Genomic DNA, 21,875 nt, shown 5'->3' on the forward strand with positions numbered 1-21,875 from the left:
GGTGGCCGGAAAGCGCACTCCCCTCGGTAAGGGAACGCATGTTCGATTAGCGGTAGGCTGGTGCCATGTCCGCGCATCTCCAGGGTTCACTGTTCGACCAGACCGACCGCCCGCTCCTGGGCCGGCTCACCGGGCTGCGCAGAACCGTCCTCGGCGACGGCGCCTGGGTGGACCTGCTGCCCGGCTGGCTGAGCGGCGGCGACGCGCTCTTCACCGCCCTCGCGGCCGACGTCCCCTGGCGGGCCGAGCGCCGCCGGATGTACGACCGGACCGTGGACGTCCCCCGGCTGCTCGCCTTCTACGGGGCCGCCGACCCGCTGCCGGACCCCGTCCTGGACGAGGCCCGCACGGCGCTGTCCGCGCACTACGCCGAGGAACTGGGCGAGTCCTTCACCACGGCGGGGCTGTGCTACTACCGGGACGGGCGCGACAGCGTCGCCTGGCACGGCGACACGCACGGGCGCAGCTCGTACGAGGACACGATGGTGGCGATCCTCTCCCTCGGCGCCCCGCGCGACCTGCTCCTGCGTCCCGTCGGCGGCGGCGGGACGGTCCGCCGGCCGCTGGGACACGGCGACCTGATCGTCATGGGCGGCTCCTGCCAGCGGACCTGGCAGCACGCCGTCCCCAAGACCGCGCACGCCCAGGGCCCGCGGATCAGCGTCCAGTACCGGCCGCGCGGGGTGCGCTGAACCCGTCCGGGAGGCCGCCCCGCGACCGGGCCACCTTCCGCGCGGACGCCCCGCTCCACGGCCACGGGGACGGACGCCGGGCCTTCTTCCGTACGGGAGGGCCGGCGGGCACGGCACCCGGCACGAGCACGTCCCCGGCGGGGCGTCCGGCCCTGCCGGGGCGGCGCACACCGATGGGCGCTGCCGAAGGAGTGACGGCCCGACGCCCCCCGTGGCACACCGGTCCGGCGGCGGGAGGTATAGGCGTGGCCGGGCCGGGGGCCCCACGCGGTCACACCGCCGTGCGGGCCGGGCGCACGCCTGGGGGCCGGGGTCCACGGGCGGCCCGACGCGGGCCGGTCTCCTCGCACGTACCGCAGGCCGGTCGGTGGCCGGCGACACCCCACAAGGAGAGCCAGAGTGACGGACAACCCAGCAGAACAGCCCATCCCCGGTGCGCCGGGCAGCGTCCCCCCGTCCGTCGCGGAACCGACGGAGCCGCACGAGCCCCTGCCGCCCAAGCCCGACCAGGGCGGACCGGAGACGGTCAGCCCCACCGGCCAGCCCACCGGGGCCGACCCCGCGCGCAACGCGCAGAGCGGCGCCTACCTGACCACCGCGCAGGGCGCCCGGCTGTACGACACCGACCACTCCCTGAAGGCGGGCCCCCGGGGGCCGGTCCTGCTCCAGGACCACCACCTGCGGGAGAAGATCACCCACTTCGACCACGAGCGCATCCCGGAGCGCGTGGTGCACGCGCGCGGGGCCGCCGCCCACGGCGTGTTCCGGGGCTACGGCTCGGCGTCGAACATCTCCAAGGCCGCCTTCCTGGGCCGGGACGTGGAGACACCCGTCTTCGTGCGGTTCTCCACCGTGCTCGGCTCGCGGGGGTCGGCCGACACCGTGCGCGACACCCGGGGCTTCGCCACGAAGTTCTACACCGAGGAGGGCGTGTTCGACCTCGTCGGCAACAACATCCCGGTCTTCTTCATCCAGGACGCGATCAAGTTCCCCGACGTCATCCACGCCGGCAAGCCGCACCCCGACCGCGAGATCCCGCAGGCCCAGAGCGCCCACGACACCTTCTGGGACTTCGTGACGCTGCACACCGAGGCGACCCACCACACGCTGTGGAACATGTCCGACCGGGGCATCCCGCGCTCGTACCGCATGATGGAGGGCTTCGGCATCCACACCTTCCGGCTCGTCGACGCGGAGGGCGCCACCACCCTGGTCAAGTTCCACTGGAAGCCCAAGCTCGGCACCCACTCCCAGGTGTGGGAGGAGGCCCAGATCGCCTGCGGGGTGGACCCCGACTTCCACCGCAGGGACCTCGCCGACGCGATCGAGTCCGGCGCCTTTCCGCAGTGGGAGCTGGGCGTCCAGACCTTCCCCGACAACCCCGAGCAGATGTTCCAGGGTATCGACCTGCTGGACCCGACGAAGATCGTCCCTGAAGAGCTCGCGCCGGTGCAGCCCGTCGGGCTGATGACGCTCGACGCCAACCCGTCGAACTACTTCGCCGAGACCGAGCAGGTCGCCTTCCACGTCGGCAACATGGTGCCCGGCATCGACGTCACCAACGACGCGCTGCTCCAGGGGCGGCTGTTCAGCTACATCGACACCCAGATCACCCGGCTCGGCGGCCCCAACTTCCCCCAGCTGCCGATCAACCGGACGCACGCCCCCGTCAACGACATGCTGCGGGACGGGATGCACCAGACCGCCGTCCACCGGGGAGTGGCGCCCTACCGGCCCAACTCCCTCGACGGAGGCTGCCCGTTCCTCGCGGGTGAGGACACCCGCGCCTTCGTCGAGGTACCGGCCGAGGTCGCCGCGAGCCGCAAGGTGCGCGACGCCGCCGCCTCGTTCGACGACCACTTCAGCCAGCCCCGCCTGTTCTGGCTCAGCATGAGTCCCGTGGAGCGCGAGCACATCATCGCCGCCTACACCTTCGAACTCGGCAAGTGCTACGAACAGGCCGTCAAGGAACGCGGTCTCAAGGTGCTCGCCCGGATCGACGGCGAGCTGTGCGCGCGGGTCGCCGCCGGTCTCGGCCTCCCCGCCCCCGAGCCCGACGGTCCGCTCGTGGACTCCGACCCGAGCCCCGCCCTGTCGCAGGTCGGCGCCCTCTGGCCGGTCGACGGCCGTGTCGTCGGGATCCTCGTCGGCAAGGACGCGGACCTGGACGGGGTGCGCGCGGTGTGCGGCACCGTGCGCGACACCGGCATGGTGCCCCTGGTCATCGCCCCCGCCGGCGGGGTCATCGGCGCGGACGGCGACCCGGTCACCGTGCAGCGCACCTACGCCACCGCCCGGTCCGTCGAGTTCGACGCCGTCCTGGTCGCCGGGGCCCCCGGCGACGCCAGCGCCGCCCCCGACCCCCGGGTGACGGTCCTCCTCGACGAGGCGTACCGGCACGGCAAGGCGATCGGCACCTGGGCCGGAGGCGGGCGGCTGCTCTCCATGGCGGGCGTGCCGCTGGACGCCCCGGGTGTGGTGGAGGGCGAAGCCGCCACCGAGGTGCTGGAGGAGGTCACCGAACTCCTGGGCGGCCACCGGGTCTGGGACCGCTTCCCGTCCACGGTCTGATCCCGCGGCGCCGGACGTACGGTGCCACAGGGCCGAAGGCGGCGCCCGGATCGCTCCGGGTGCCGCCTTCGGCGTTCCGGGACGCGGGGGAGCACGGCTGAGCTGGGAACACTCCCGGGCGGGACGTCGCGGCGGGAGCCCGGGATTCACAGCCGGCGATCGTGCGAGACATCTTGCCGCCGTCCGCTCCGTGCGGTTACGGTCACGGCCAAGAAGCAGGCGCCGTCCGCCTCCTGACCAGGGCAGTCCGCCCGGCCGGGTGCGGCACGGCGTTCGTGGGCGCACCGCCGTGCGGGCGGTTCCGGCACCCGTGCGAGGTTCCGGTCGTGACCGGCGCGCGCACGGGGGCGGGCCACCGCCGGCACGACCGAGGAGCAGGACATGGACGACCCGCTGCCTCCCCCGCCGTCCCGTACGACGGCCCGCCGCCTCCACGGGAACGTCTCCCCGCCCCCTCACCGGACCCCACCACGCACCGGCCCGGCCGTGCGCGGCAATCCCCGGCGGTTACCAGCCCGGTCCGCCGCCGGATGAACCGGCCCGCCCCGGGATGAACGGGCCCGCGCCGGACGAACGGGACCCCGGAGCGACGAGCCCCCGCCTCACCCCATCTGGTCCTCCGCCGACAGGTGCTCCACCGTCACACCGGTCTGTGTGAAGGTCCGGGTCACCGTGCCCGAGGTGTAGACCCAGAGGATGCGCAGGGGCGTGTCGCCGACGTTCCGGAAGAGGTGCGGCAGGGGGGAGGGGATGTACGTCGTGTCGAAGCGCTCCAGGCGCGTCACCTCTCCGCCCACCAGCACCTCGGCCTCGCCGTCCAGGACCGTCACGTGCTCGTCGCAGTTGTGTGAGTGCATCGGCGCCCCGGAACCCACCGGATACACGCTCATTCCGCTGGTGATCAGATTCTCGCCGTTCGCCGCCTGAGTCGTGACCAGGGGAGTGGTCACGACGGAACCTCCCCGGTCCAGCGTGCGGACGGCGGCGGCCTTGATGATGACGGTCATACGGAATCCCTCTCGACGTCGGTGCGTCGTCCGACGTTAGGCGCCGGAAGCGGGAATCGAGGGGCGTCCGGCGTGCACCTTTACCTTGCGTTCCGGGAGGGGTGAGCCTCGGCGACTCGGGGGTACGGTCGGCTCCCATTGCACGGTCGAACCACCCGTGTCACCGGATGAAAGGCAGGCAACTCCCATGAGACTCCCCGTACTCGCCGCCGAAGAGATGGACGACCGTCAGCGGGAACTCCACGCGAGGATCACAGCACGCCGCGGCGGTGTGCGCGGGCCTTTCCGGGTATGGCTGCACAGCCCCGAACTGTGCGAGCGGGTCGAATCGCTCGGCGCCTTCGCGCGTTTCGAGTCGGGTCTGCCGAAGCGCCTGCGGGAACTGACCCTGCTGATGGCCGCACGCCATTTCGACGCGCAGTACTCCTGGAACGCGCATGTGGCCGCCGCGGTCGAGGCCGGCGTTCCCGAAAAGGCCGTCCAGGCCATCGCCGAACGGCGGACGCCCGAATTCACTGACGAGGCGGACACCGCGTTCCACGCCTTCTGCGAGGAACTGCTGGCGACCCACTTCGTCTCGGACGACACCTTCGCCCGCGCACACGCCCACTTCGGCTCACGGGCCCTGGTCGACGCCATCGGGTCCCTGGGCAACTTCACGATGCTCGGCATGTGCCTGAACGCCTTCCAGGTCGACCTCCAGGCCGACCGCGAGCCCCCGTTCCCCGACATCCGCGGCTTCGCCCGCGTCACCGGTGACGGAGACCGGCCGCAGCCGTGACAGCCCACCCACAGCCATGTACGGAAGGGAGTACGGCCGTGTCCGCCACGACCTCTCCGGAGACCGCCCGCGCCGTGGACCGTCCGGTCGCGGAGCCGGTGGTCCGCGTCCGCGACCTCACCAAGCGCTTCGGCGGAGCCGTGGCTCTGCGGGGCGCCTCCCTGGACATCAGAGCCGGTGAGGTCCACGCCCTGATGGGCATGAACGGCGCCGGGAAGTCCACCCTGGTCCAGCTCCTCTCCGGAGCACACCAGGGGGACGGCGGCACGATCGAGATCGGCGGGACGCGCCACTCGGGACTCACCGCCCGCACGGCACGTCAGCTCGGCATCTCCACCGTCCCGCAGCGCCGCGAACTGGTCATGACACTGACCGTCGCCGAGAACATCCTCCTCGGTGACCTCCCCTCCGCACGCTCCGTGGTGTCGTGGAAGTCCGTCGAGCGCCAGGCCCGTCAGGCCCTGCTCGACCTGGACATCGACATCGACGTGCGGCGCACCGCGGGCGAACTCACCGTCGCGGAGCAGACGATGGTGGAGGTCGCCCGCGAGGTGCGGCGCGGCGGCAGGGTCCTGATCCTGGACGAGCCCACGGCCTGCCTGGGCGCGGCGGCCGCCGACCGGATCCGCACCCTGGTGCGCACCCTGCGCGACGAGGGGGTGGCCGTCGTCTACATCTCGCACTACATCGACGAGGTGCTGTCGGTCGCGGACCACGTCACCGTGCTCAGGGACGGCTCCGTGGTGCACAGCGGCCCCGCCGCCGAGACGGACTCCGCCGGTCTGGTCCGCCACATGGTGGGCCGCGACGTGGTCTCCCGCCGGCCGGAACGCCCGGCTCCCGCGCCGACCGTCGCGCTGTCCGTACGGGGTCTCTCCCACGGCCGCGACATCGCCGACTTCGGCGTCCAGGTCCGCGAGGGCGAGATCGTCGGCGTCCTCGGTCCGGCCGGGGACGCCCAGTCCCGGCTGTTCGACCTGCTGTCGGGCCGACGGCGCCCGGACGCGGGGGAGATGGAGGTGGGCGGGGCCGCGGTGCCCTTCGGTGACGTCGCGCGCTCGCTGGCCGGCGGACTGCGCTGCGTCACCGGGGACCGCCGTGCGCTCGGTCTGATCCCCGGGCTCACCGTGGACGAGAACATCATGTTGGCCACCGACCGGCTCGGCCGGCGGCGGTGGCAGCGCCGGGCCGACACGAGCCGCCGCGCGGCCCCGCGCCGGGAGGCCTACGGGGTGGTCTCGCTGACCCCCAACCCGGTGGTGGCCGGCCTCTCCGGCGGCAACCAGCAGAAGGTCCTGCTCGCCAAGTGGCTGGAGACGTCACCGGTCGCCTGCTTCCTCGAAGACCCCACCAACGGCGTCGACGTGTCGGCGATGGCCGACATCCACGCGCTGATCGACGAACTCGCCTCCCGGGGCGTGGCCGTCCTGCTCGCCTCCTCGTCCGCCGAAGAGGTCATGCGTCTGTCCGACCGCGTGATCGTCGTCAGCGCCGGCCGTGTGGTCGCCGAGCACGACGTCAGCGCCATCACCCGCGACGAACTCGTCGCCACCGCCCTCGGAGGACACCCCCGATGAGCCTCACCGCTCCGCCGGAGACACCCACAACCAAGAGCCCCACACACGCCGGCCGGACGGCGGGGCCCTTCCGCGCGCTCACCGGCGTCCCACACGCCGGCCTGACAGCCGTCCTCGTCGCCGTCATCGTGTTCGCCGGGGTGCAGACCGACTCGTTCGCCACCTCCACCAACCTGGTCAACGTCCTGCGGCAGGTCAGCGTCGTCGCCGTCCTGGCCGCCGGGCTCACCCTGCTGATGACCGCCGGAGGCATGGACTTCTCGATGGGCAGCAACGCGGCGGTCACCACCGCCGTCGCCGCCCAGTTCCTCGCGGACGGCCGCTCCACCGCCTTCACGGTGATCGTGTCACTGCTGCTGGCCACCGCCATCGGACTCGTCAACGGCCTCGTCGTGACCTACACGAACGTGGCGCCCTTCGTGGCCACCCTCGCCACCGCGACCCTGCTGGACGGGGTCGCCCTCCTGGTGCTCAACGGGCTCAGCGTCTCCATCGGGGACCATCTGTCCGCGCTCGGCACCGGCAAGACGCTCGGCCTGCCGAACCTGCTGATCGTGGCGGTCCTGGTGCTCCTCGTCGTGGGCCTGGTCATGAGGTTCACCGTCTTCGGCCGCGACGCCTTCGCCGTCGGCGGCAACGAGCACGTCGCCCGGCTCAGCGGCATCGACGTCAACCGGCGGAAGCTGGTGCTCTACAGCCTGGCCGGCGCCCTGTCCGGCCTCGCCGGGCTGATGCTGCTGTCCCGGCTCGGAGCGAGCAGCCCCGGAACCGGCGGCCTCCAGCTCCAGCTCACCGCGGTCGCCTCGGTCGTGATCGGCGGCACCATGCTGGCCGGCGGCTTCGGCACCGTCATCGGCACCTGTCTCGGTGTGGTCCTCCTCGGGGTGGTGGCCAACGCGCTCAACCTCCTCCAGGTGTCCAGCTACTTCCAGCAGATCTCCGTGGGCGCCGTCCTCCTCGTTGCCGCGATCGCCAACCAGCTCCACAAGAAGCCCTCCCCGCACTGACAGCCGCCGTACCCCTTCGCCGTACCCCCCGCCCGTACCGTTCGAAAGGCCCCTTCCATGAACGTCTCCGTTCGCTCCCGCAGAGCCACCGCCGCCTCTGCCGCCGCCGCGCTCGCCCTCGTCCTGAGCGGCTGCGGCGCCGGCTCCGGCGACGGGGCGGTCTCGCTCGGCTTCGTCAACGGCGGCGACACCGAGTTCCACACCTGTCTCCAGGCGTCCGTGAAGGACACCGCCGAGGCGGAGAACGCCAAGATCTTCACGGCCAACTCCCACCAGAACCCGGGTACGGAGCTGTCCAACATCGAGGACATGATCTCCCGCAACGTCGACGCGCTCATCGTGCAGACGGTCAATGTCGACGCGCTCAAGGGGGACATCGCCAAGGCCAAGAGCGCGAACATACCCATCTTCCTGACGTCCGTGGTGACCGACGACCCCAGCGACATCCTCGGCGCGGTGGTGGTCGACCTCAAGCAGGTCGGCGAACTCGACGCCGGCTACGTGGAGAAGGACGCGGCGGGCTCGCCCGTCGAGGTCGGAGTGATCGCCGGAGCCCCCGGTGCCGCCTCCGACCTGCTGGTCAACGGCTTCACCAAGGCCCTGCCGGACAACGCGAAGGTGGTGGCGAACCAGCCGGGCATGTTCAACGCCGCCAAGGCCCAGGACGTCGCCGAGAACATGATCCAGGCCCACCCGAAGATGACGTACGCCTTCGTGGCGAACGAGGAGATGGCCTTCGGCGCGCTCAAGGCCTTCCGAGCGGCCGGGGCCGATGTGAAGATCGTGACGGTCAACGGAACCGACGAGGGCCTGGCCGCGGTCAAGGACGGGCGCTTCGCCGCGACCGTCGCCAACTCCGCCATGACCACCGGGAAGATCGCCGTCACCAACGCGATCAAACTGCTCGACGAGAAGAAGACCGACAAGATCGCCATGACGCCGATCAGCCTCATCACCGCCGACAACGTCAACAGCGCCCCGAAGTACTGCTCCGTCGAGAAGAAGAAGTCCTGACACCCGGACACCACCCGCCCGTCACCGCGCCGCACCCCTCGCGCCCCCTTCCGACCGGGCACCCACCCCGTCACCCGCACCTGCGGAGACCGGGCCCCACCCCCCGTCACCGCATCCCACCCGCACGGGTCCCCACGCTCAGCCGCACCGACCACACCCTTCACGGCCTAAGGCGCCTTCGGCCGTGAAGGGGCCGGAGGAACCATGGACCGCCTGCTTCTCATGCGCAGCTTCGTGACCGTCGCCCACATCGGCAGCTTCAGCGGAGCGGCCAGGCAACTGAGCTCTTCCGGGTCGCTCGTCTCGCGCCACGTCGCCGAGCTGGAGCGGCAGATCGGTGTGCGGCTGGTCAACCGCACCGCCCGCTCCGTCAGCCTCACGGAACCCGGCCGGCGCTACGCGGAGTTCGCCGCGCGCATCCTCGACGAGATCGAGGCGGAGGACGCCACCCTCGCGCGGCGGCACGACCGGGCGGAGGGGACGCTCAGCATCATCTGCCCGAAGTGGATCGGCAGTCTGGACCTCGGGGACGCCATCGCGGCCTTCTCGGCCGCGCACCCGAAGATCGTGGTGCGCTTCGAGCTCGGCGGCATGTCCGACCGGACGTACGACTTCCTGGACAGCGGTTTCGACATCGCCTTCCACACCCGGGACCTGCGGGACTCCAGTGTCCGGCTCAAGAAGGTCTCCTCGCTGCCGTTCGTCCTGTGCGCGTCCCAGGAGTACCTGGAACGGCACGGCACCCTCGGCCACCCCAACGACATCGCGGCCCACGACTGCCTGGTCCATGTGAACGACCCGGTCTGGCGGATCGGCCACGGCCACGCCAGCACCCTGCACAAGATCCGCAACGTGGCCTTCTCGTCCAACTCCTACATCGCCCTCCAGAAAGCCGCCGTGCACGGCCGGGGCATCGCCCTGCTGCCGCAGCGGTCCGCCTACGACGACCTGGTGTCCGGAGCCCTCCAGGTCCTCCTGCCCGAACTGGCCGTCCCCGACCGGCCCCTCTACGCCATCTACGGCCCCGGACAGGACACCCCGCGCAAGGTCACCGTGTTCCTGGACTTCCTCACCCAGTGGTTCTCCGGCAATCCCATCGCCGCGATCACCCGGTGACGGCGAGCCGTAATTCCGGGTGAACGCGACCGTCCGCGCAACAAACGCTTGCGATATCCGGCCCACCACGTCCGTTGAGGTCACCGGGTCCGAAAAATACGATCGGCCCAGCCGTTGCGGTTCCACGGAATCGGTCCGCGAAATGAGGAGTTCATGGGAATCCAGAGAATCGAATCGGTGACCTACGGTGTCGACGCACTCGACGTGTGCGTGCGTTTCTTCGAGGACTTCGGACTCGCGCTCGTGGAGCGTACCGGCGAACGCGCCTCGTTCCGGACGCTCGCGGGGCAGACCCTGCACCTCGACACCGTCCCCGACCCGTCGCTGCCCGAGCCGCTGGAGGCCCTGCCCACCCTGCGGGAGGTCGTCTGGGGCGTCGACACCGCGGAGGAACTGGACGCGCTGGTGGCCGCCGTCGCCGTGGACCGCGCCGTCACCACCACCCCGGACGGCACCCACCACACGGTGGACGAGACGGGGTTCGGGCTCGGCCTGGCGCTCGCCCGGCCGCGAGAACTTCCCGCCCCCGAGGTGCGCCGGCCCAACGTCTCGGGCAGCGTGCGCCGCTGGAACGAGCCGCTCGGCCCCGTCGGCCGGGTCCGCCCGCTGCGGATGTGCCACGTCGCCCTGAACATCCCCAAGGCGGGCCGGGAGCGGGCCGTCGCGTTCTACACCGAACGCCTCGGCTTCCGGCCGACCGACATCGTCGAACCGATGGGCACCTTCATGCAGTGCGAGGGCGACGACGACCAGCACAACTTCCTGCTGTGCCACCGCCCCGACCGCGCGGGCGTCAACCACGTCTCCTACGAGGTCCCCGGCTTCGACGACGTCGTCGAGGGCGGCAACCACATGATCGCCCAGGGGTGGACGGAGGCCCGCAGACTCGGCCGGCACACCATCGGCTCCAACGTCTTCCGGTTCATCCACGCCCCGTGCGGCGGCCGCGTCGAATACGCGGCCGACATGGACCGGGTCGACGACTCCTACGAGACCCGCGTCCACGCGACCACACCTCCGCACCACATCTGGACCCTGCGCGGCTCCCGTGACACACCCGGGAACCCCGCCTCCTGACCCCCCGACCGCCGAGCGTGAGAGGCCACACGCACCCATGACGAGCCATCAGGAATACCCCTCCGTCCGCATGTACATAGCGGGCGAGTGGTGCGAGGGCGGGACCGGGCGCACCGCGCCGGTCGTGAACCCCGCCACCGCGGAGGTGATCGGACACGTCCCGCTCGCCACCACCGCCGACCTCGACCGCGCCGCCGAGGCGGCCGCCGCCGGATTCGCGGTCTGGCGCGACACCCCGGTCGCCGAGCGCACCGCGATCCTCCACAAGGCCGCCGACCTGCTGGTCTCCCGGGCCGACGAGGTCGGGCGGACCATGACCCTGGAGCAGGGCAAGCCGCTGCGCGAGGCGACCGGGGAGGCCCGGCGCGTCGCCGGGGCACTGCGCTGGGACGCCGACGACGCCCGCCGTGCCTACGGACGGGTCATCCCCTCCGAGCCCGGCACCCTGCTCTCCGTACGCCGCGTCCCCATCGGGCCCGTGGCCGCCTTCACCCCCTGGAACTTCCCCGCGGGCTCACCGATGCGGAAGATCGCCGCGGCGCTCTCGGCCGGCTGCTCCGTGGTCGTCAAGGCGTCCGAGGAGACCCCCGGCACCGCCGTACGGCTGGTCCGCTGCTTCGAGGACGCCGGGGTGCCCCCGGGCGTCCTCAACCTGGTGTTCGGCGAGCCGTCCGAGGTCTCCGCCCATCTGATCGCCCACCCGGCGACCCGGCTGATCGCCTTCACCGGCTCCGTGCCCGTGGGCAAGCTGCTGGCGGCCGCGGCCGGCGCCGAGATGAAGCCGTCCCTCATGGAACTGGGCGGACACGCCCCGGTCATCGTCTGCGAGGACGCCGACCCGGTGGCCGCCGCCCGCCGCGCCGCCGCGGCGAAGTTCGCCAACGCCGGACAGGTCTGCACCTCGCCGAGCCGCTTCCTGGTCCACGAGAGCCTCCTCGCGGAGTTCACGGAGGAGTTCGTCCGGGCCGCCGAGGCCGTCGTCGTCGGCGACGGCCTCGACGAGGGCGTCACCATGGGCCCGCTCGCCAACGAACGCCGGCTGACAGCCATGGAAGCCCTGGTCGCCGACGCCGTGTCCCGGGGCGCGAAGGTGCTCACCGGCGGCGGACGCCTCCCGGGCGCGGGCTACTTCTTCGCCCCCACGGTGCTCACCGACGTACCCGGCGACGCCGCGCTGATGACCGACGAGCCCTTCGGACCGCTCGCGCCCGTCGTCCCGTTCACCGACCTCGACGACGCCCTGCGCACGGCCAACGCCCTGCCGTACGGGCTCGCCGCGTACGGCTTCACCCGCTCCGCAGCCACCGCCGAGCGCCTGACCCGCGGGTTCGAGGCCGGCATCCTCTCCCTCAACCACTGCGGCGGATCCGTGCACGAGGCGCCCTCCGGGGGCGTCAAGGCCAGCGGCTACGGGCGTGAGGGCGGACCGGAGGGGCTGGACGCCTACCTGGTCACCAAGCGCGTCTCCCACCTGCTGACGGACTGAGGCGCCATGCGATACACCCGGGTCTGTCTGGGCGGCCGGGCGGTGTGGGGCCGCGTCGAGGACGACGCCGTGCTCCTGCTGTCCGGGTCGCCCCTGGAGGGCGATCCCACGGTCATCGGCACGGTCCCGCTGGACGAGGCGCGCTGGCTGCCCCCCGTCGTACCGCCCGTCTTCTACGCCGTCGGCATGAACTACCCGCGCCACATCGAGCACGCCCGCCTGCTGGGCGACAAGGCCGGTGTCGTCCCCGAACGCCCGGAGGCCGGCTACCGGGCCAACAACGCGCTCACCGGCCACCGCACCGCGATCGTGAAGCCGGACGGGCTCCGCGGCCGCTTCGAGGCCGAACCCGAATTGGTGGCGGTCATCGGCCGGACCCTGCGGTACGCCACCCGCCAGGAGGCCCGCGACGCCGTCTTCGGCTGGACCATCGGCAACGACGTCAGCGCCCGCGCCTGGCAGCACGAGGACCGCACGTTCTGGCGCAGCAAGAACAGCGACACCTTCAAGCCGATGGGCCCCTGGATCGAGACCGACGTCGACGCCCTGGCGCAGACGACCACCCTGCGGGTCAACGGCGAGGTCCGCGCCCTGTTCCCGACCGGCGACATGGTCTTCGACCCCTTCGACCACCTCGTGGAGATCACCAAGTACATCACCGTGCACCCCGGCGACGTCCTGTGGATGGGCGCCGAGTCCACCTGCCGGATCGAACCGGGCGACACCGTCGACGTCGAGATCAGCGGCATCGGCGTCCTGTCCAACCACGTCCGGGCGGAGACCGCCCGGCCCCCGGCCACCCCACCCGAAAGGCGGCAGCAGCCGTGAGCAAGGAACCCCGCTACATCCACCACGTCAACTTCCCCACCACCGACCCCGACCGGACCGCCGCCTGGTACACCAAGGTCTTCGGGATGAAGAGGATCCAGCCCAAGTCCAACACCCGGGTCGTGCTGATGACCCGGGGCAACTTCGACCTGCACTTCACCCCGGTCGAGGAGATGGACCGGATGGCGCCCTACCACTTCGCCGTCGAGGTCGACGACTGGGACGACTTCCTGGGGCACCTCAAGGACCTGGGCATCCGCCACACACGGCCGATCGAACGCCCCGAGAACCACTCCAAGTTCTGCTACATCCACGACCCCGACCACACCATGATCGAGCTGGTCTTCCACGGCAAGCGCCCCAACTGAGCCGCAGCGTCCGCCAAGGAGAAGAGTCCCCATGCCCTACGTCGACTCCGACGGAGCCTCCCTCTACTACGAACGCCACGGCGACGGCCCCACGATCGTGTTCGTGCACGGCTCGGGAGGCCACCACGCCATCTGGTGGCAGCAGGTGGCCGCGCTGCGCGACGCGTTCACCGTCGTCACCCTCGACCTGCGAGGCTTCGGCGCCACCCGGCTGTCCGCGCCCCGGACCGAGTTCGACGGCCAGGCCTTCCACCGTGACGTCGTCGCCGTACTCGACCAGGAGGATCTGACCGACGCCATGGTGGTCGGCCAGTCCATCGGCTCGATCGCCGCGCTCCGGGCCGGCCTGGAGCGCCCCGGCCGCGTCAGCTCGGTCGTCCTCGGCCACTCCCTCGGCAGCATCAGCCACCCCGAACTCAGGGAGCTGGCCGCGGCCGACCGCGCCGAGGCCGTCAAGCTCCCCGTCATCGACCGGCTGCTCACCAAGGAGTTCCAGCGGGAACGGGCCGACCTCACCTTCCTCTTCCGGCAGATGGGCACGTTCAACACCGCCACCATGCAGGACCTGCGCAACCTCGACACCGACGGCCCCGGACTGGACGAGATCCGGGAATCCGGCGTCAGGGTCGCCTTCCTGGCCGGTGAACGGGACGCGGTGCTCGGTGTGAAGACCGTCACCCGCGCCCACGAACTGGTGGACGGCTCCCATCTGGAGATCGTCCCCGGCGCCCCGCACTCGATGTACTGGGAGACACCCCAGAAGTACAACGCGGCCGTCGCCCGCCTGCGCCGCACCCTCACCGCCCCGAAGGAAGCCGTATGAGCACCCTCACCCTCGACGCCGCCGAAGAGATCATCGACGCCGCGCACCGGCGCGCCCAGGCGCTCGGCAAGGCCGTGAGCGCCGCGGTCGTGGACGCCGGCGGCTTCCCCGTCGCCATCCGCCGGGCGGACGGCGCCCGCCCGCTCACCCCGGACATCGCCCGCGCCAAGGCGTACACCGCCGCGATCATGCAGCGCCCCGGCCGGATGCTGAAGAAGTGGCAGGAGAGCCAGCCCGTCTTCTTCTCCCAGCTCTCCCAGCTGCCCGGTGCGGCCCTGCCCATCCTCGCCACCGAGGGCAGCGTCACGATCAAGAAGGACGGCGAGGTCATCGGCGGACTGGGCATCGCCGGAGGCACCGCCGACGAGGACCAGCAGATCGCCGACGACGTCCTCGCCTCCCTCGGCTACGAACTGGAGTTCGCCGCCTGGGGCGTCCCGGGCAGCCCCGCCGGAGCCCTGGGCAGCCCCGCCGGAAAGGAAGCCTGAACCATGGCCGACACGTTCAACTACCGCATCGATCACCACGGCAGCCTCGTCCGCCCCGCCGCCCTGCTCGCCGCCCGCGAGCGTGCCGCCCGGGACGGGGACACCGGGCCGCTGCGCGAGGCCGAACGCGCCGCCGTCACGGAGGCCGTGGCCTTCCAGCGCAAGCTGCGTTCCACGGTCGTCACCGACGGCGACGTCCCCCGCGAGGACTTCCGCGGCGCCGTCCTCGACGGCGTCTCCGGCTTCCGCCGCACCGGCGAGGTGACCGGCGGTCTGGCCGGCTGGGTGGCCGAGTCCCTGCCCGAGGCGGACGGCCCGCTGCTCGCCGACTGGGCCGCCCTGCTCGGCGAACTCACCCTGATCGCGCCCAAGGTGACCCTGCCGTCGCCCGCCTACCTCGCCGCCACCTGCTTCGACCCGTCCCTGGCCGGCTCCGGCGGCCCTGCGTCGGCCCGGGAGCTCGGTGAGGCCCTGGCGGAGATCGTCCAGGCGGAGATCCGGCTGCTCGTCGCCCGGGGCGTGCGCCTCGTCCAGCTGACCAACCCGCTCCTGCTCGCCCACACCGCCACCGAACCCGGTGACGCCGGCGCGCTCTCCTTCGAGGACGCCCTGGCCGTGGAGGCGCTCGCCCTGCCACCGGAGGAGCACCCCGAAGGCGTACGGATCGGAGTCAGCCCCGGCTTCGCCGCGCCCGCCTCGGTGGACCGGGCCAGGGCCGAGCGGATGTACGCCGGTGTCCCGGCCGACCGCTGGGTGCTGCCGTTCGACCAGGGCACCGCCGCCGAACTCGACCTGCTCCGGGCGCTGCCCGAGGACCGGGACGCATGCCTGGGCGCGGTCGACGCGACCGTCCCGGAGACCGAGGAGATCGACGCGGTCATGGTCCGCATCGACGCCGCCGCCGGGATCAAGGACCTGGAGGACATGGCGCTGTGCCCGTCCCGGGGCTTCGAGGACGTCGCCGGCCGGCCGCTGCTGTCCACCGTGGACCAGAACCGCAAGCTGGTCCAGGTCGAGACCCTGGCCCGCTACTGCTGGGGCAACGAGTTCTGACCGGCCGGGGCCGGGGGCCGGCGGGCGCCCGCGCCCCACGGCCCCGGCCCCCGGCCTACAGGACGTCGGCGAAGGTGACCGTCCGGTCGGTCAGCAGCGGCCGCACCGTCCTGACGATCAGCTCGTCGAAGTAGCCGGCCGCCGCGTGGGCGTCGAAGCCGGACCGGTCCGCGTACCGCTCGTACAGCACGAAGGCACCCGGACCCTCCACGTCCGCGTGCACCTCGTAGCCGAGGTTCCCCGGCTCGGCGAGCGTGTGCTCACGCATCTTCAGCAGCGCGGCGCGCACGGCGTCCTCGTCGGCGGGGGCGCAGCGGTAGTGGGCTATGACGGCGAATGCCATGGGTCTTCTCCTCGTTCGCACAGGGCTTCGGGCGGTGCCGATTCCAGCACGGTTCACGCGCCCGGGGCCGTGCGTGACGCGCAAGCAATGTCTGCCGCCGCGGGCCTGGTCACCTCCGGCGACTTCCTGTGTGGTCGTGACGACCACACCGTCCCCTCTGACACACCGCGCTCGCCGCGGTCGAACGGGAGCAATGATCCAGATGCGCACCATGGAAACCCTTCTCGGCGGACAGTGGGTGACGGCCGACGCGTGGCTGCCGGTCCACGACCCGTCCGACACCCGCGCCCCCGTCGTCCGGGTCCCTGCGCTGACCGCCCGGGAGGTGACCCGCGCGTACGACGAGGCCGAGAAGGGGTTCGACGTCTGGCGGCGCACCAGCCCCTTCGAACGGGCCCGGGTCTTCCACGAGACGGCGAGACTGCTCCGCGAACGGGCCGCCACCATCGCCGCGGACGTGGTCACCGAGAACGGGAAGAACCTCGCCGAGGCCGGGGGAGAGGCCCAGAAGGCCGCCGACTTCTTCGAGTACTACGCGGGCCTCGCCCGCGGCGGCTACGGCACGCTCCTGCACGACGCCCGCCCGGACACCCGTACGAGCTTCCAGAGCGTGCCGCTCGGCATCGTCCTGGCCATCACCCCCTGGAACGACCCTCTGCTGACGCCGGCCCGCAAGCTGGCCCCCGCCCTGGCCGCCGGCAACGCCGTCGTCCTCAAACCCGCCTCCGAGACCCCGGTGTCCGGACTCCACCTGGCCCGCGCCCTGCACGACGCGGGCCTGCCGGCCGGGGTGCTGGGCGTGGTCACCGGCCGGGGCCGCGAGATCTCCGCCCCGCTGCTCGACGACCCGCGCCTGGCCGCGGTCACCTTCACCGGCAGCAACGCCGTCGGCGAGTCGCTGCGCGCCGCGCTCGCCGACCGCTCCGTCCGCTTCCAGGGCGAGCTGGGCGGCAAGAACGCCACGGTCGTCCTCGCCGACGCCGACCTGCCGGCCGCCGTCACGGCACTGATGACCTCCGCGTTCGGACAGGCCGGCCAGCGGTGCACCGCCACCAGCCGCGTCCTGGTCGAGCGCTCCGTGTACGAGGAGTTCACCGGCCTGCTGCTGGAGGCGGTCTCCGCGCTGCGGACGGGCCCCGGCGCCTCCGGGACCGCGGTCGTCGGCCCGCTCGTCAGCCCCGGACAGCGCGCCGGAGTCCTCGCCGACATCGAACGCGCGGTACAGGAGGGGGCCACCGTCCTGGCGGGCGGCGGCACCCCGGCCGACGAGGCGCACGCCCACGGCTGCTACGTCAGCCCCACCGTCCTCGGGGACGTCACACGGCAGATGGCCGTCTGGCGTGAGGAGGTCTTCGGACCCGTCCTCGTCCTGCGCGCCGTGGACGGCCTCGACGAAGCCCTCGACGAGGTCAACGACTCCGCCTTCGGGCTCGCCGCCGCCGTGTTCACCCGCGACCTGCGCGCCGCCCACCGCTTCGCGGACGAGGCCGACTGCGGACAGATCGCGGTCAACACCACGACCTCGGGCTGGGACGTGCACCACCCCTTCGGCGGCTTCCGCGACTCCGGCTCCGCCTTCAAGGAGCAGGGCACCGAAGCCCTGCGCTTCTACACCCGCGTCAAGACCGTCGCCTTCCACTTCGGCTCCTGACGGCGGGTCACCCAGACAGAGAGGAGGACGCCGATGGCTGACGAGACGATCGGCATCGTCGGCGCCGGCATCGTGGGTCTGGCCACCGGCCGGGAGATCGCGCTGCGCCGCCCCGGCACCCGGGTCGTGGTGTTCGAGAAGGAACAGCGGGTCGCCGTCCACCAGACCGGACACAACTCGGGCGTGGTGCACGCCGGGATCTACTACGCGCCCGGCAGCCTCAAGGCCGAGCTGTGCGTACGGGGTGTGTCCCTGCTGCGCGCCTACTGCCAGGAGCGGCGGCTGCCGTACCAGGAGATCGGCAAACTGGTCGTGGCCGTCCGCGAGGACGAGCTCGGCCGCATGGAGGACCTCTACCAGCGGGCCAGGAGCAACCACGTGCCCGATCTGCGCAGGATCTCCAAGGACGAGATCAGGGAGATCGAGCCCAACGCCGGCGGTATCGCGGCGCTCCACTCGCCCCGCACCGCCATCACCGACTACCCCGCCGTCGCCCGGCGGTTCGCCGAGGACATCGTGGCCCACGGCGGCGAGGTGCGGCTCGGGTTCCCGGTGTCGTCCCTCACCGACGTACCCGGCGGGATCGAGGTGGGCTCCGGCGAGGAACGCGTCCGCGTCGACCGGCTGATCCTGTGCGCGGGGCTCCAGTCCGACTCCGTCGCCAGGCTGGCCCGGGACCGCGGGGACCCGCGGATCGTCCCGTTCCGGGGGGAGTACATGCTGCTCAGACCGGACCGCACCGACCTGGTGAGGGGACTGGTCTACCCCGTGCCCGACCCCCGCTACCCCTTCCTCGGGGTGCACTTCACCCCCCGGGTCGACGGCTCGGTGGAGGTCGGCCCGAACGCCGTCCTCGCCCTCGCCAAGGAGGGCTACAAACTGTCCGACGTGTCCGTGCGGGACCTCGCCCGGCTCGCCGCCTACCCGGGCGTGTGGAAGATGGCCGCCCAGCACTGGCGGACCGGCATCAGGGAGTACCGCGGCTCCCTGTCCGTCGCCGCCTTCATGAGCAGGGCCGGCGACTACGTGCCCGGGGTGGGCACCGACGACGTGGTCCGCGGCGGCGCCGGGGTACGGGCCCAGGCGCTCGACCCCGACGGCTCGCTGGTGGACGACTTCCGCATCCACCGGGTCGGCCGGGTCACCGCCGTACGCAACGCCCCCTCACCGGCCGCCACCGCCTCCATGGCCATCGCCGAGCACATCCGCGAGGCCGTGTTCGCGAACGCCGGCGACCCGGCCTGAGCCCGCCCGACCCGGCTGATCGCGCAACAACTGCTTGCACGCCCGGATCTGCGCGGACACCCACTCCCCGCCCTAACGTCTGACGCACACCACCCCACCCCTCGAAACGAAAGAGGCTCACCATGTTCGTGGTCGACACCCAGATTCACATCTGGAAGGAAGAGACCCCGGAGCGCCCCTGGGTCCCCGGAGCCCGTGAGCGCATCCGGCTCAACGGCCACCGCGAGGAGGCCTTCTCCTACGAGGAGGCCCTGGAGCTGATGGACGAGGCCGGAGTCAACCGGGCGCTGATCCTTCCGCCCTCGTGGGAGGGCAACCGCATCGACTACGCCCTGGAGGCGTGCGAGGCCCACCCCGACCGCTTCGGCATCATGGCCCGCGTCCCCCAGGACAACGAGGCCGAGGGAACCGCCCTGCTGAAGGACTTCGCGCAGAACCCGCACATCAAGGGCACGCGCCTCACCTTCCACCGGCCGCAGGACCGCAACTGGATGATCGACGGCACCAACGACTGGTACTGGCCGGTCGCCGAGGAACTGCGCGTCCCGACCATGGTCCACGCGCCGATCTGGAAGAAGGAGCTCGGCCAGATCGCGGCCCGGCACCCCGAACTGAAGATCGTCATCGACCACATGGGCATCATGGCCCGCTGCGTGGACGACGCCATCGGCTACTGGGTCTCCGAGACCGCCGACCTCGCCGAGCACCCCAACATCTACGTCAAGCTCTCGGCCCTGCCGGGATACTCCACGGAAGCCTTCCCGAACAAGAACATCGAGAAGTACGTCCGCGAGATGGTCGACAGGATGGGCCCGCGGCGCTGCTTCTACGGCACGGACATCACCCGCCTGCTCGGCCACGGCATCACCTACACCGACACCATCGAGCAGTTCACCAAGCACTGGGACTTCAGCCCCGAGGAGCTGGAGTGGATGATGGGCCGCGGCATCAGCGAGGTCCTGGACTGGCCGGTCGAGGGCTGAGGACACACCTGAGATGAAGGACAGCGCGAACACACCGGGCGCCGACGGCGGGGAAGCCTTCGTCTCCGCCTTCACCGCCGTCGGCGCCGACTACCTCTTCTGCTCCTCGGGGTCCGAATGGGCCCCGGTGTGGGAGTCCCTGGCCAGGCGCCACCGCGACGGCGACCCGGCCCCCGCCTACCTCGACCTCACCCACGAGACCGTCGCGGTCGGCATGGCCACCGGCTACGGCCTGGTCACCCGCCGCCCGCAGGGGGTCCTCCTGCACGCGGCGCCCGGACTGCTCCAGGGCTCGATGGCCGTCCACGGGGCGCTGCTCGCCGGCGTCCCCATGGTGGTCGCCTCCTCGGAGTCCAGCACCTACGGCGACGGCCCCGGCCAGGACCCGGGCGGCCAGTGGTACCGCAACCTCTCCGTGGTGGGCGGCCCGCACGGCGTCGCCCGTCCGTTCACCAAGTGGTCCAACGAGGCGGCCAGCGTCCACACCCTGCCCACCATGATCACCAGGTCCGCGGAGCTGGCCTGGAGGGCACCGGCGGGCCCCGCCTACCTCAACGTCCCCCTGGAGATCCTCCTGGAGGACTGGGACGGCCGGGAGGCCAAGCCGGTCGTGGCTCCCGGCTCCACACACAGTTCGCCCGAAGAGGCCGATCAGGTCGCCCAGTTGCTCCGTGAGGCCGAGAACCCGGTGATCGTCACCGAGACGGCCGGCCGCGAGGCCGGGGGCTTCGAGGCACTCGTCGCCTTCGCCGAGGCATGGGACATCCCGGTCGTCGAACCCGACTCCGCGGTCTGCGGCAACTTCCCGCGTACCCATCCGCTGCACGCCGGCAGCGACATCGGTCCGTGGATGGACGAGGCGGACCTGATCCTCCTGGTCAACTGCCGCGTCCCCTTCTACCCGCCGAGCCGCCGCCCCGCCAAGGCGACGATCGTGGTCATCGACGAGGTGCCGCAGCGACCGCACATCGTCTACCAGGTGCTGTTCGCGGACCGGTACCTGGAAGGCGGTGTCGCCAACTCCCTTCGCCAACTCGCCAAGCGGGCCAAGGACCTCGACCCGGCGGCCGTGGCCCGGCGCCGGAGCGCCCAGGAGGAGCGGTACGCCGCCGAGCGGAACGCCATCGCCCTGGCGGAGACCGGGGCGGAAGAGGCCGGGTCCCGGACGGACCGGCCCGAGGGAGCCGGGGGGACCGACCCGGTCCTGGTCGCCGCGACCCTGCGGCGGCTGCTCGACGGCACGGACGCGCTCGTCGTCGACGAGACCATCACACACAGCCGGGTCGTCAAGCGCCACCTGAAGACCTCCCGCCCCGACTCGTACTTCTACGTGCAGGGCGGGCTCGGGCAGGGCATCGCGGTCGCGCTCGGCGCCAAACTCGCCGCGCCCGACCGCCCGGTGGTCTTCACCGTCGGCGACGGGGCCTTCACCTACAACCCGGTGATCCCGTCGTACGACGCCGCCAGGACGTACGACCTGCCCGTGCTGATCGTGGTCTTCAACAACCGCGTCTACAAGTCGATGAACCTGAACCACCGCAGGTTCTACCCCGACGGGGCGGCCGCCGGGACCGGCGAATGGCTCGGCACCGACCTGCGCCGGCTGCCCCGGCTCGCGGCCTTCGCGGAGCCGTTCGGGATGCACACCGAGACCGTCGACACGCCCGACGCGCTCGCCCCGGCCCTGGAGCGCGCGCTCAAGGCGGTGGCGGACGGCACCACCGCCGTCGTCGACGTCCTCGTCACCCGCTGAACAGGAGACACC

The 21,875-nt window shown here is 71.9% G+C and carries 20 protein-coding genes; 18 read left to right on the forward strand and 2 right to left on the reverse strand.

Annotated features, from left to right (window positions below; translation table 11 throughout):
* The first annotated feature begins 65 nt into the window (after window positions 1-65).
* Together B9S64_RS31210 and B9S64_RS31215 are read left to right on the forward strand one after the other, a co-directional pair.
* A complete protein-coding gene (locus tag B9S64_RS31210; protein WP_103493731.1) occupies window positions 66-692 on the forward strand; it encodes an alpha-ketoglutarate-dependent dioxygenase AlkB in 627 nt (208 codons plus the stop codon).
* A 399-nt stretch (window positions 693-1,091) separates the two neighbouring features.
* Window positions 1,092-3,263 (forward strand): catalase, encoded by a 2,172-nt coding sequence (locus B9S64_RS31215; protein ID WP_103493732.1) that lies wholly within the window; start codon window positions 1,092-1,094, stop codon window positions 3,261-3,263.
* Between the two features lie 602 nt (window positions 3,264-3,865).
* Here the strand turns inward: B9S64_RS31215 and B9S64_RS31220 are convergent.
* Window positions 3,866-4,270 carry a cupin domain-containing protein gene (locus tag B9S64_RS31220; RefSeq protein ID WP_103493733.1) on the reverse strand — a complete coding sequence of 135 codons (405 nt, stop codon included), beginning with the start codon at window positions 4,268-4,270 and terminating at the stop codon, window positions 3,866-3,868.
* Window positions 4,271-4,457: 187 nt separating this feature from the next.
* On the opposite strand from B9S64_RS31220, the gene B9S64_RS31225 reads away from it, so the two are divergent.
* The 12 genes from B9S64_RS31225 (at window position 4,458) to B9S64_RS31280 (ending at window position 15,888) form a co-directional block, all read left to right on the forward strand.
* The gene (locus tag B9S64_RS31225) at window positions 4,458-5,051 is read left to right on the forward strand and encodes a carboxymuconolactone decarboxylase family protein (protein WP_181012461.1); all 594 of its coding nucleotides are present in this window, start codon (window positions 4,458-4,460) and stop codon (window positions 5,049-5,051) included.
* Between the two features lie 38 nt (window positions 5,052-5,089).
* Window positions 5,090-6,628 (forward strand): sugar ABC transporter ATP-binding protein, encoded by a 1,539-nt coding sequence (locus tag B9S64_RS31230; protein WP_103493734.1) that lies wholly within the window; start codon window positions 5,090-5,092, stop codon window positions 6,626-6,628.
* Complete coding sequence (locus tag B9S64_RS31235; protein ID WP_103493735.1) at window positions 6,625-7,635, forward strand: ABC transporter permease; 1,011 nt, start codon at window positions 6,625-6,627, stop codon at window positions 7,633-7,635. Before B9S64_RS31230 ends, B9S64_RS31235 begins: the two co-directional genes overlap by 4 nt.
* Before the next feature lie 57 nt (window positions 7,636-7,692).
* Window positions 7,693-8,649, forward strand: a complete 957-nt coding sequence (locus B9S64_RS31240; RefSeq protein WP_103493736.1) for a sugar ABC transporter substrate-binding protein — start codon at window positions 7,693-7,695, stop codon at window positions 8,647-8,649.
* A 204-nt stretch (window positions 8,650-8,853) separates the two neighbouring features.
* Complete coding sequence (locus B9S64_RS31245) at window positions 8,854-9,765, forward strand: LysR family transcriptional regulator (protein WP_103493737.1); 912 nt, start codon at window positions 8,854-8,856, stop codon at window positions 9,763-9,765.
* Between the two features lie 153 nt (window positions 9,766-9,918).
* Window positions 9,919-10,842: a VOC family protein gene (locus tag B9S64_RS31250; protein WP_103493738.1), complete on the forward strand. Its 924-nt coding sequence runs from the start codon at window positions 9,919-9,921 to the stop codon at window positions 10,840-10,842.
* 37 nt (window positions 10,843-10,879) lie between these two features.
* Window positions 10,880-12,328, forward strand: a complete 1,449-nt coding sequence (locus B9S64_RS31255) for an NAD-dependent succinate-semialdehyde dehydrogenase (protein ID WP_103493739.1) — start codon at window positions 10,880-10,882, stop codon at window positions 12,326-12,328.
* A gap of 6 nt (window positions 12,329-12,334) precedes the next feature.
* Window positions 12,335-13,156: a fumarylacetoacetate hydrolase family protein gene (locus B9S64_RS31260; RefSeq protein ID WP_103493740.1), complete on the forward strand. Its 822-nt coding sequence runs from the start codon at window positions 12,335-12,337 to the stop codon at window positions 13,154-13,156.
* Window positions 13,153-13,524, forward strand: coding sequence for a VOC family protein (locus B9S64_RS31265; RefSeq protein WP_103493741.1), 372 nt, complete (start codon window positions 13,153-13,155; stop codon window positions 13,522-13,524). Before B9S64_RS31260 ends, B9S64_RS31265 begins: the two co-directional genes overlap by 4 nt.
* Before the next feature lie 31 nt (window positions 13,525-13,555).
* Entirely contained in the window at window positions 13,556-14,347 is a 792-nt protein-coding gene (locus B9S64_RS31270) for an alpha/beta fold hydrolase (protein WP_103493742.1), read from the forward strand.
* Complete coding sequence (locus tag B9S64_RS31275; RefSeq protein WP_103493743.1) at window positions 14,344-14,835, forward strand: heme-binding protein; 492 nt, start codon at window positions 14,344-14,346, stop codon at window positions 14,833-14,835. Before B9S64_RS31270 ends, B9S64_RS31275 begins: the two co-directional genes overlap by 4 nt.
* A gap of 3 nt (window positions 14,836-14,838) precedes the next feature.
* Entirely contained in the window at window positions 14,839-15,888 is a 1,050-nt protein-coding gene (locus B9S64_RS31280; RefSeq protein ID WP_103493744.1) for a methionine synthase II (cobalamin-independent)-like protein, read from the forward strand.
* A 55-nt stretch (window positions 15,889-15,943) separates the two neighbouring features.
* Here B9S64_RS31280 and B9S64_RS31285 read toward each other — a convergent pair whose 3' ends face one another.
* Window positions 15,944-16,231, reverse strand: coding sequence for a putative quinol monooxygenase (locus B9S64_RS31285; RefSeq protein WP_103493745.1), 288 nt, complete (start codon window positions 16,229-16,231; stop codon window positions 15,944-15,946).
* A 202-nt stretch (window positions 16,232-16,433) separates the two neighbouring features.
* On the opposite strand from B9S64_RS31285, the gene B9S64_RS31290 reads away from it, so the two are divergent.
* The 4 genes from B9S64_RS31290 to B9S64_RS31305 all read left to right on the forward strand — a co-directional run bounded on the left by B9S64_RS31290 (window position 16,434) and on the right by B9S64_RS31305 (window position 21,863).
* Entirely contained in the window at window positions 16,434-17,882 is a 1,449-nt protein-coding gene (locus B9S64_RS31290; RefSeq protein ID WP_258038068.1) for an aldehyde dehydrogenase, read from the forward strand.
* A 33-nt stretch (window positions 17,883-17,915) separates the two neighbouring features.
* On the forward strand, window positions 17,916-19,127 hold the full coding sequence (lhgO, locus tag B9S64_RS31295; RefSeq protein ID WP_103493747.1) for an L-2-hydroxyglutarate oxidase: 1,212 nt from the start codon (window positions 17,916-17,918) through the stop codon (window positions 19,125-19,127).
* 122 nt (window positions 19,128-19,249) lie between these two features.
* The gene (locus tag B9S64_RS31300) at window positions 19,250-20,110 is read left to right on the forward strand and encodes an amidohydrolase (protein WP_103493748.1); all 861 of its coding nucleotides are present in this window, start codon (window positions 19,250-19,252) and stop codon (window positions 20,108-20,110) included.
* 13 nt (window positions 20,111-20,123) lie between these two features.
* Window positions 20,124-21,863 carry a thiamine pyrophosphate-dependent enzyme gene (locus tag B9S64_RS31305; protein WP_103493749.1) on the forward strand — a complete coding sequence of 580 codons (1,740 nt, stop codon included), beginning with the start codon at window positions 20,124-20,126 and terminating at the stop codon, window positions 21,861-21,863.
* Window positions 21,864-21,875: the final 12 nt, after the last annotated feature.

The organism is Streptomyces sp. SM18, from assembly GCF_002910775.2.
GTDB lineage: Bacteria > Actinomycetota > Actinomycetes > Streptomycetales > Streptomycetaceae > Streptomyces > Streptomyces halstedii.

Bases quoted from the DNA above. Each gene is read 5' to 3' on its own strand.
- B9S64_RS31255 (WP_103493739.1), top strand. From the start codon at position 10,880: ATGACGAGCCATCAGGAATACCCCTCCGTCCGCATGTACATAGCGGGC.
- B9S64_RS31210 (WP_103493731.1), top strand. From the start codon at position 66: ATGTCCGCGCATCTCCAGGGTTCACTGTTCGACCAGACCGACCGCCCG.
- B9S64_RS31240 (WP_103493736.1), top strand. From the start codon at position 7,693: ATGAACGTCTCCGTTCGCTCCCGCAGAGCCACCGCCGCCTCTGCCGCC.
- B9S64_RS31250 (WP_103493738.1), top strand. From the start codon at position 9,919: ATGGGAATCCAGAGAATCGAATCGGTGACCTACGGTGTCGACGCACTC.
- B9S64_RS31260 (WP_103493740.1), top strand. From the start codon at position 12,335: ATGCGATACACCCGGGTCTGTCTGGGCGGCCGGGCGGTGTGGGGCCGC.
- B9S64_RS31220 (WP_103493733.1), bottom strand. From the start codon at position 4,270: ATGACCGTCATCATCAAGGCCGCCGCCGTCCGCACGCTGGACCGGGGA.
- B9S64_RS31305 (WP_103493749.1), top strand. From the start codon at position 20,124: ATGAAGGACAGCGCGAACACACCGGGCGCCGACGGCGGGGAAGCCTTC.
- B9S64_RS31275 (WP_103493743.1), top strand. From the start codon at position 14,344: ATGAGCACCCTCACCCTCGACGCCGCCGAAGAGATCATCGACGCCGCG.
- B9S64_RS31285 (WP_103493745.1), bottom strand. From the start codon at position 16,231: ATGGCATTCGCCGTCATAGCCCACTACCGCTGCGCCCCCGCCGACGAG.
- B9S64_RS31270 (WP_103493742.1), top strand. From the start codon at position 13,556: ATGCCCTACGTCGACTCCGACGGAGCCTCCCTCTACTACGAACGCCAC.
- lhgO (WP_103493747.1), top strand. From the start codon at position 17,916: ATGGCTGACGAGACGATCGGCATCGTCGGCGCCGGCATCGTGGGTCTG.
- B9S64_RS31245 (WP_103493737.1), top strand. From the start codon at position 8,854: ATGGACCGCCTGCTTCTCATGCGCAGCTTCGTGACCGTCGCCCACATC.
- B9S64_RS31300 (WP_103493748.1), top strand. From the start codon at position 19,250: ATGTTCGTGGTCGACACCCAGATTCACATCTGGAAGGAAGAGACCCCG.
- B9S64_RS31235 (WP_103493735.1), top strand. From the start codon at position 6,625: ATGAGCCTCACCGCTCCGCCGGAGACACCCACAACCAAGAGCCCCACA.
- B9S64_RS31225 (WP_181012461.1), top strand. From the start codon at position 4,458: ATGAGACTCCCCGTACTCGCCGCCGAAGAGATGGACGACCGTCAGCGG.
- B9S64_RS31290 (WP_258038068.1), top strand. From the start codon at position 16,434: ATGCGCACCATGGAAACCCTTCTCGGCGGACAGTGGGTGACGGCCGAC.
- B9S64_RS31280 (WP_103493744.1), top strand. From the start codon at position 14,839: ATGGCCGACACGTTCAACTACCGCATCGATCACCACGGCAGCCTCGTC.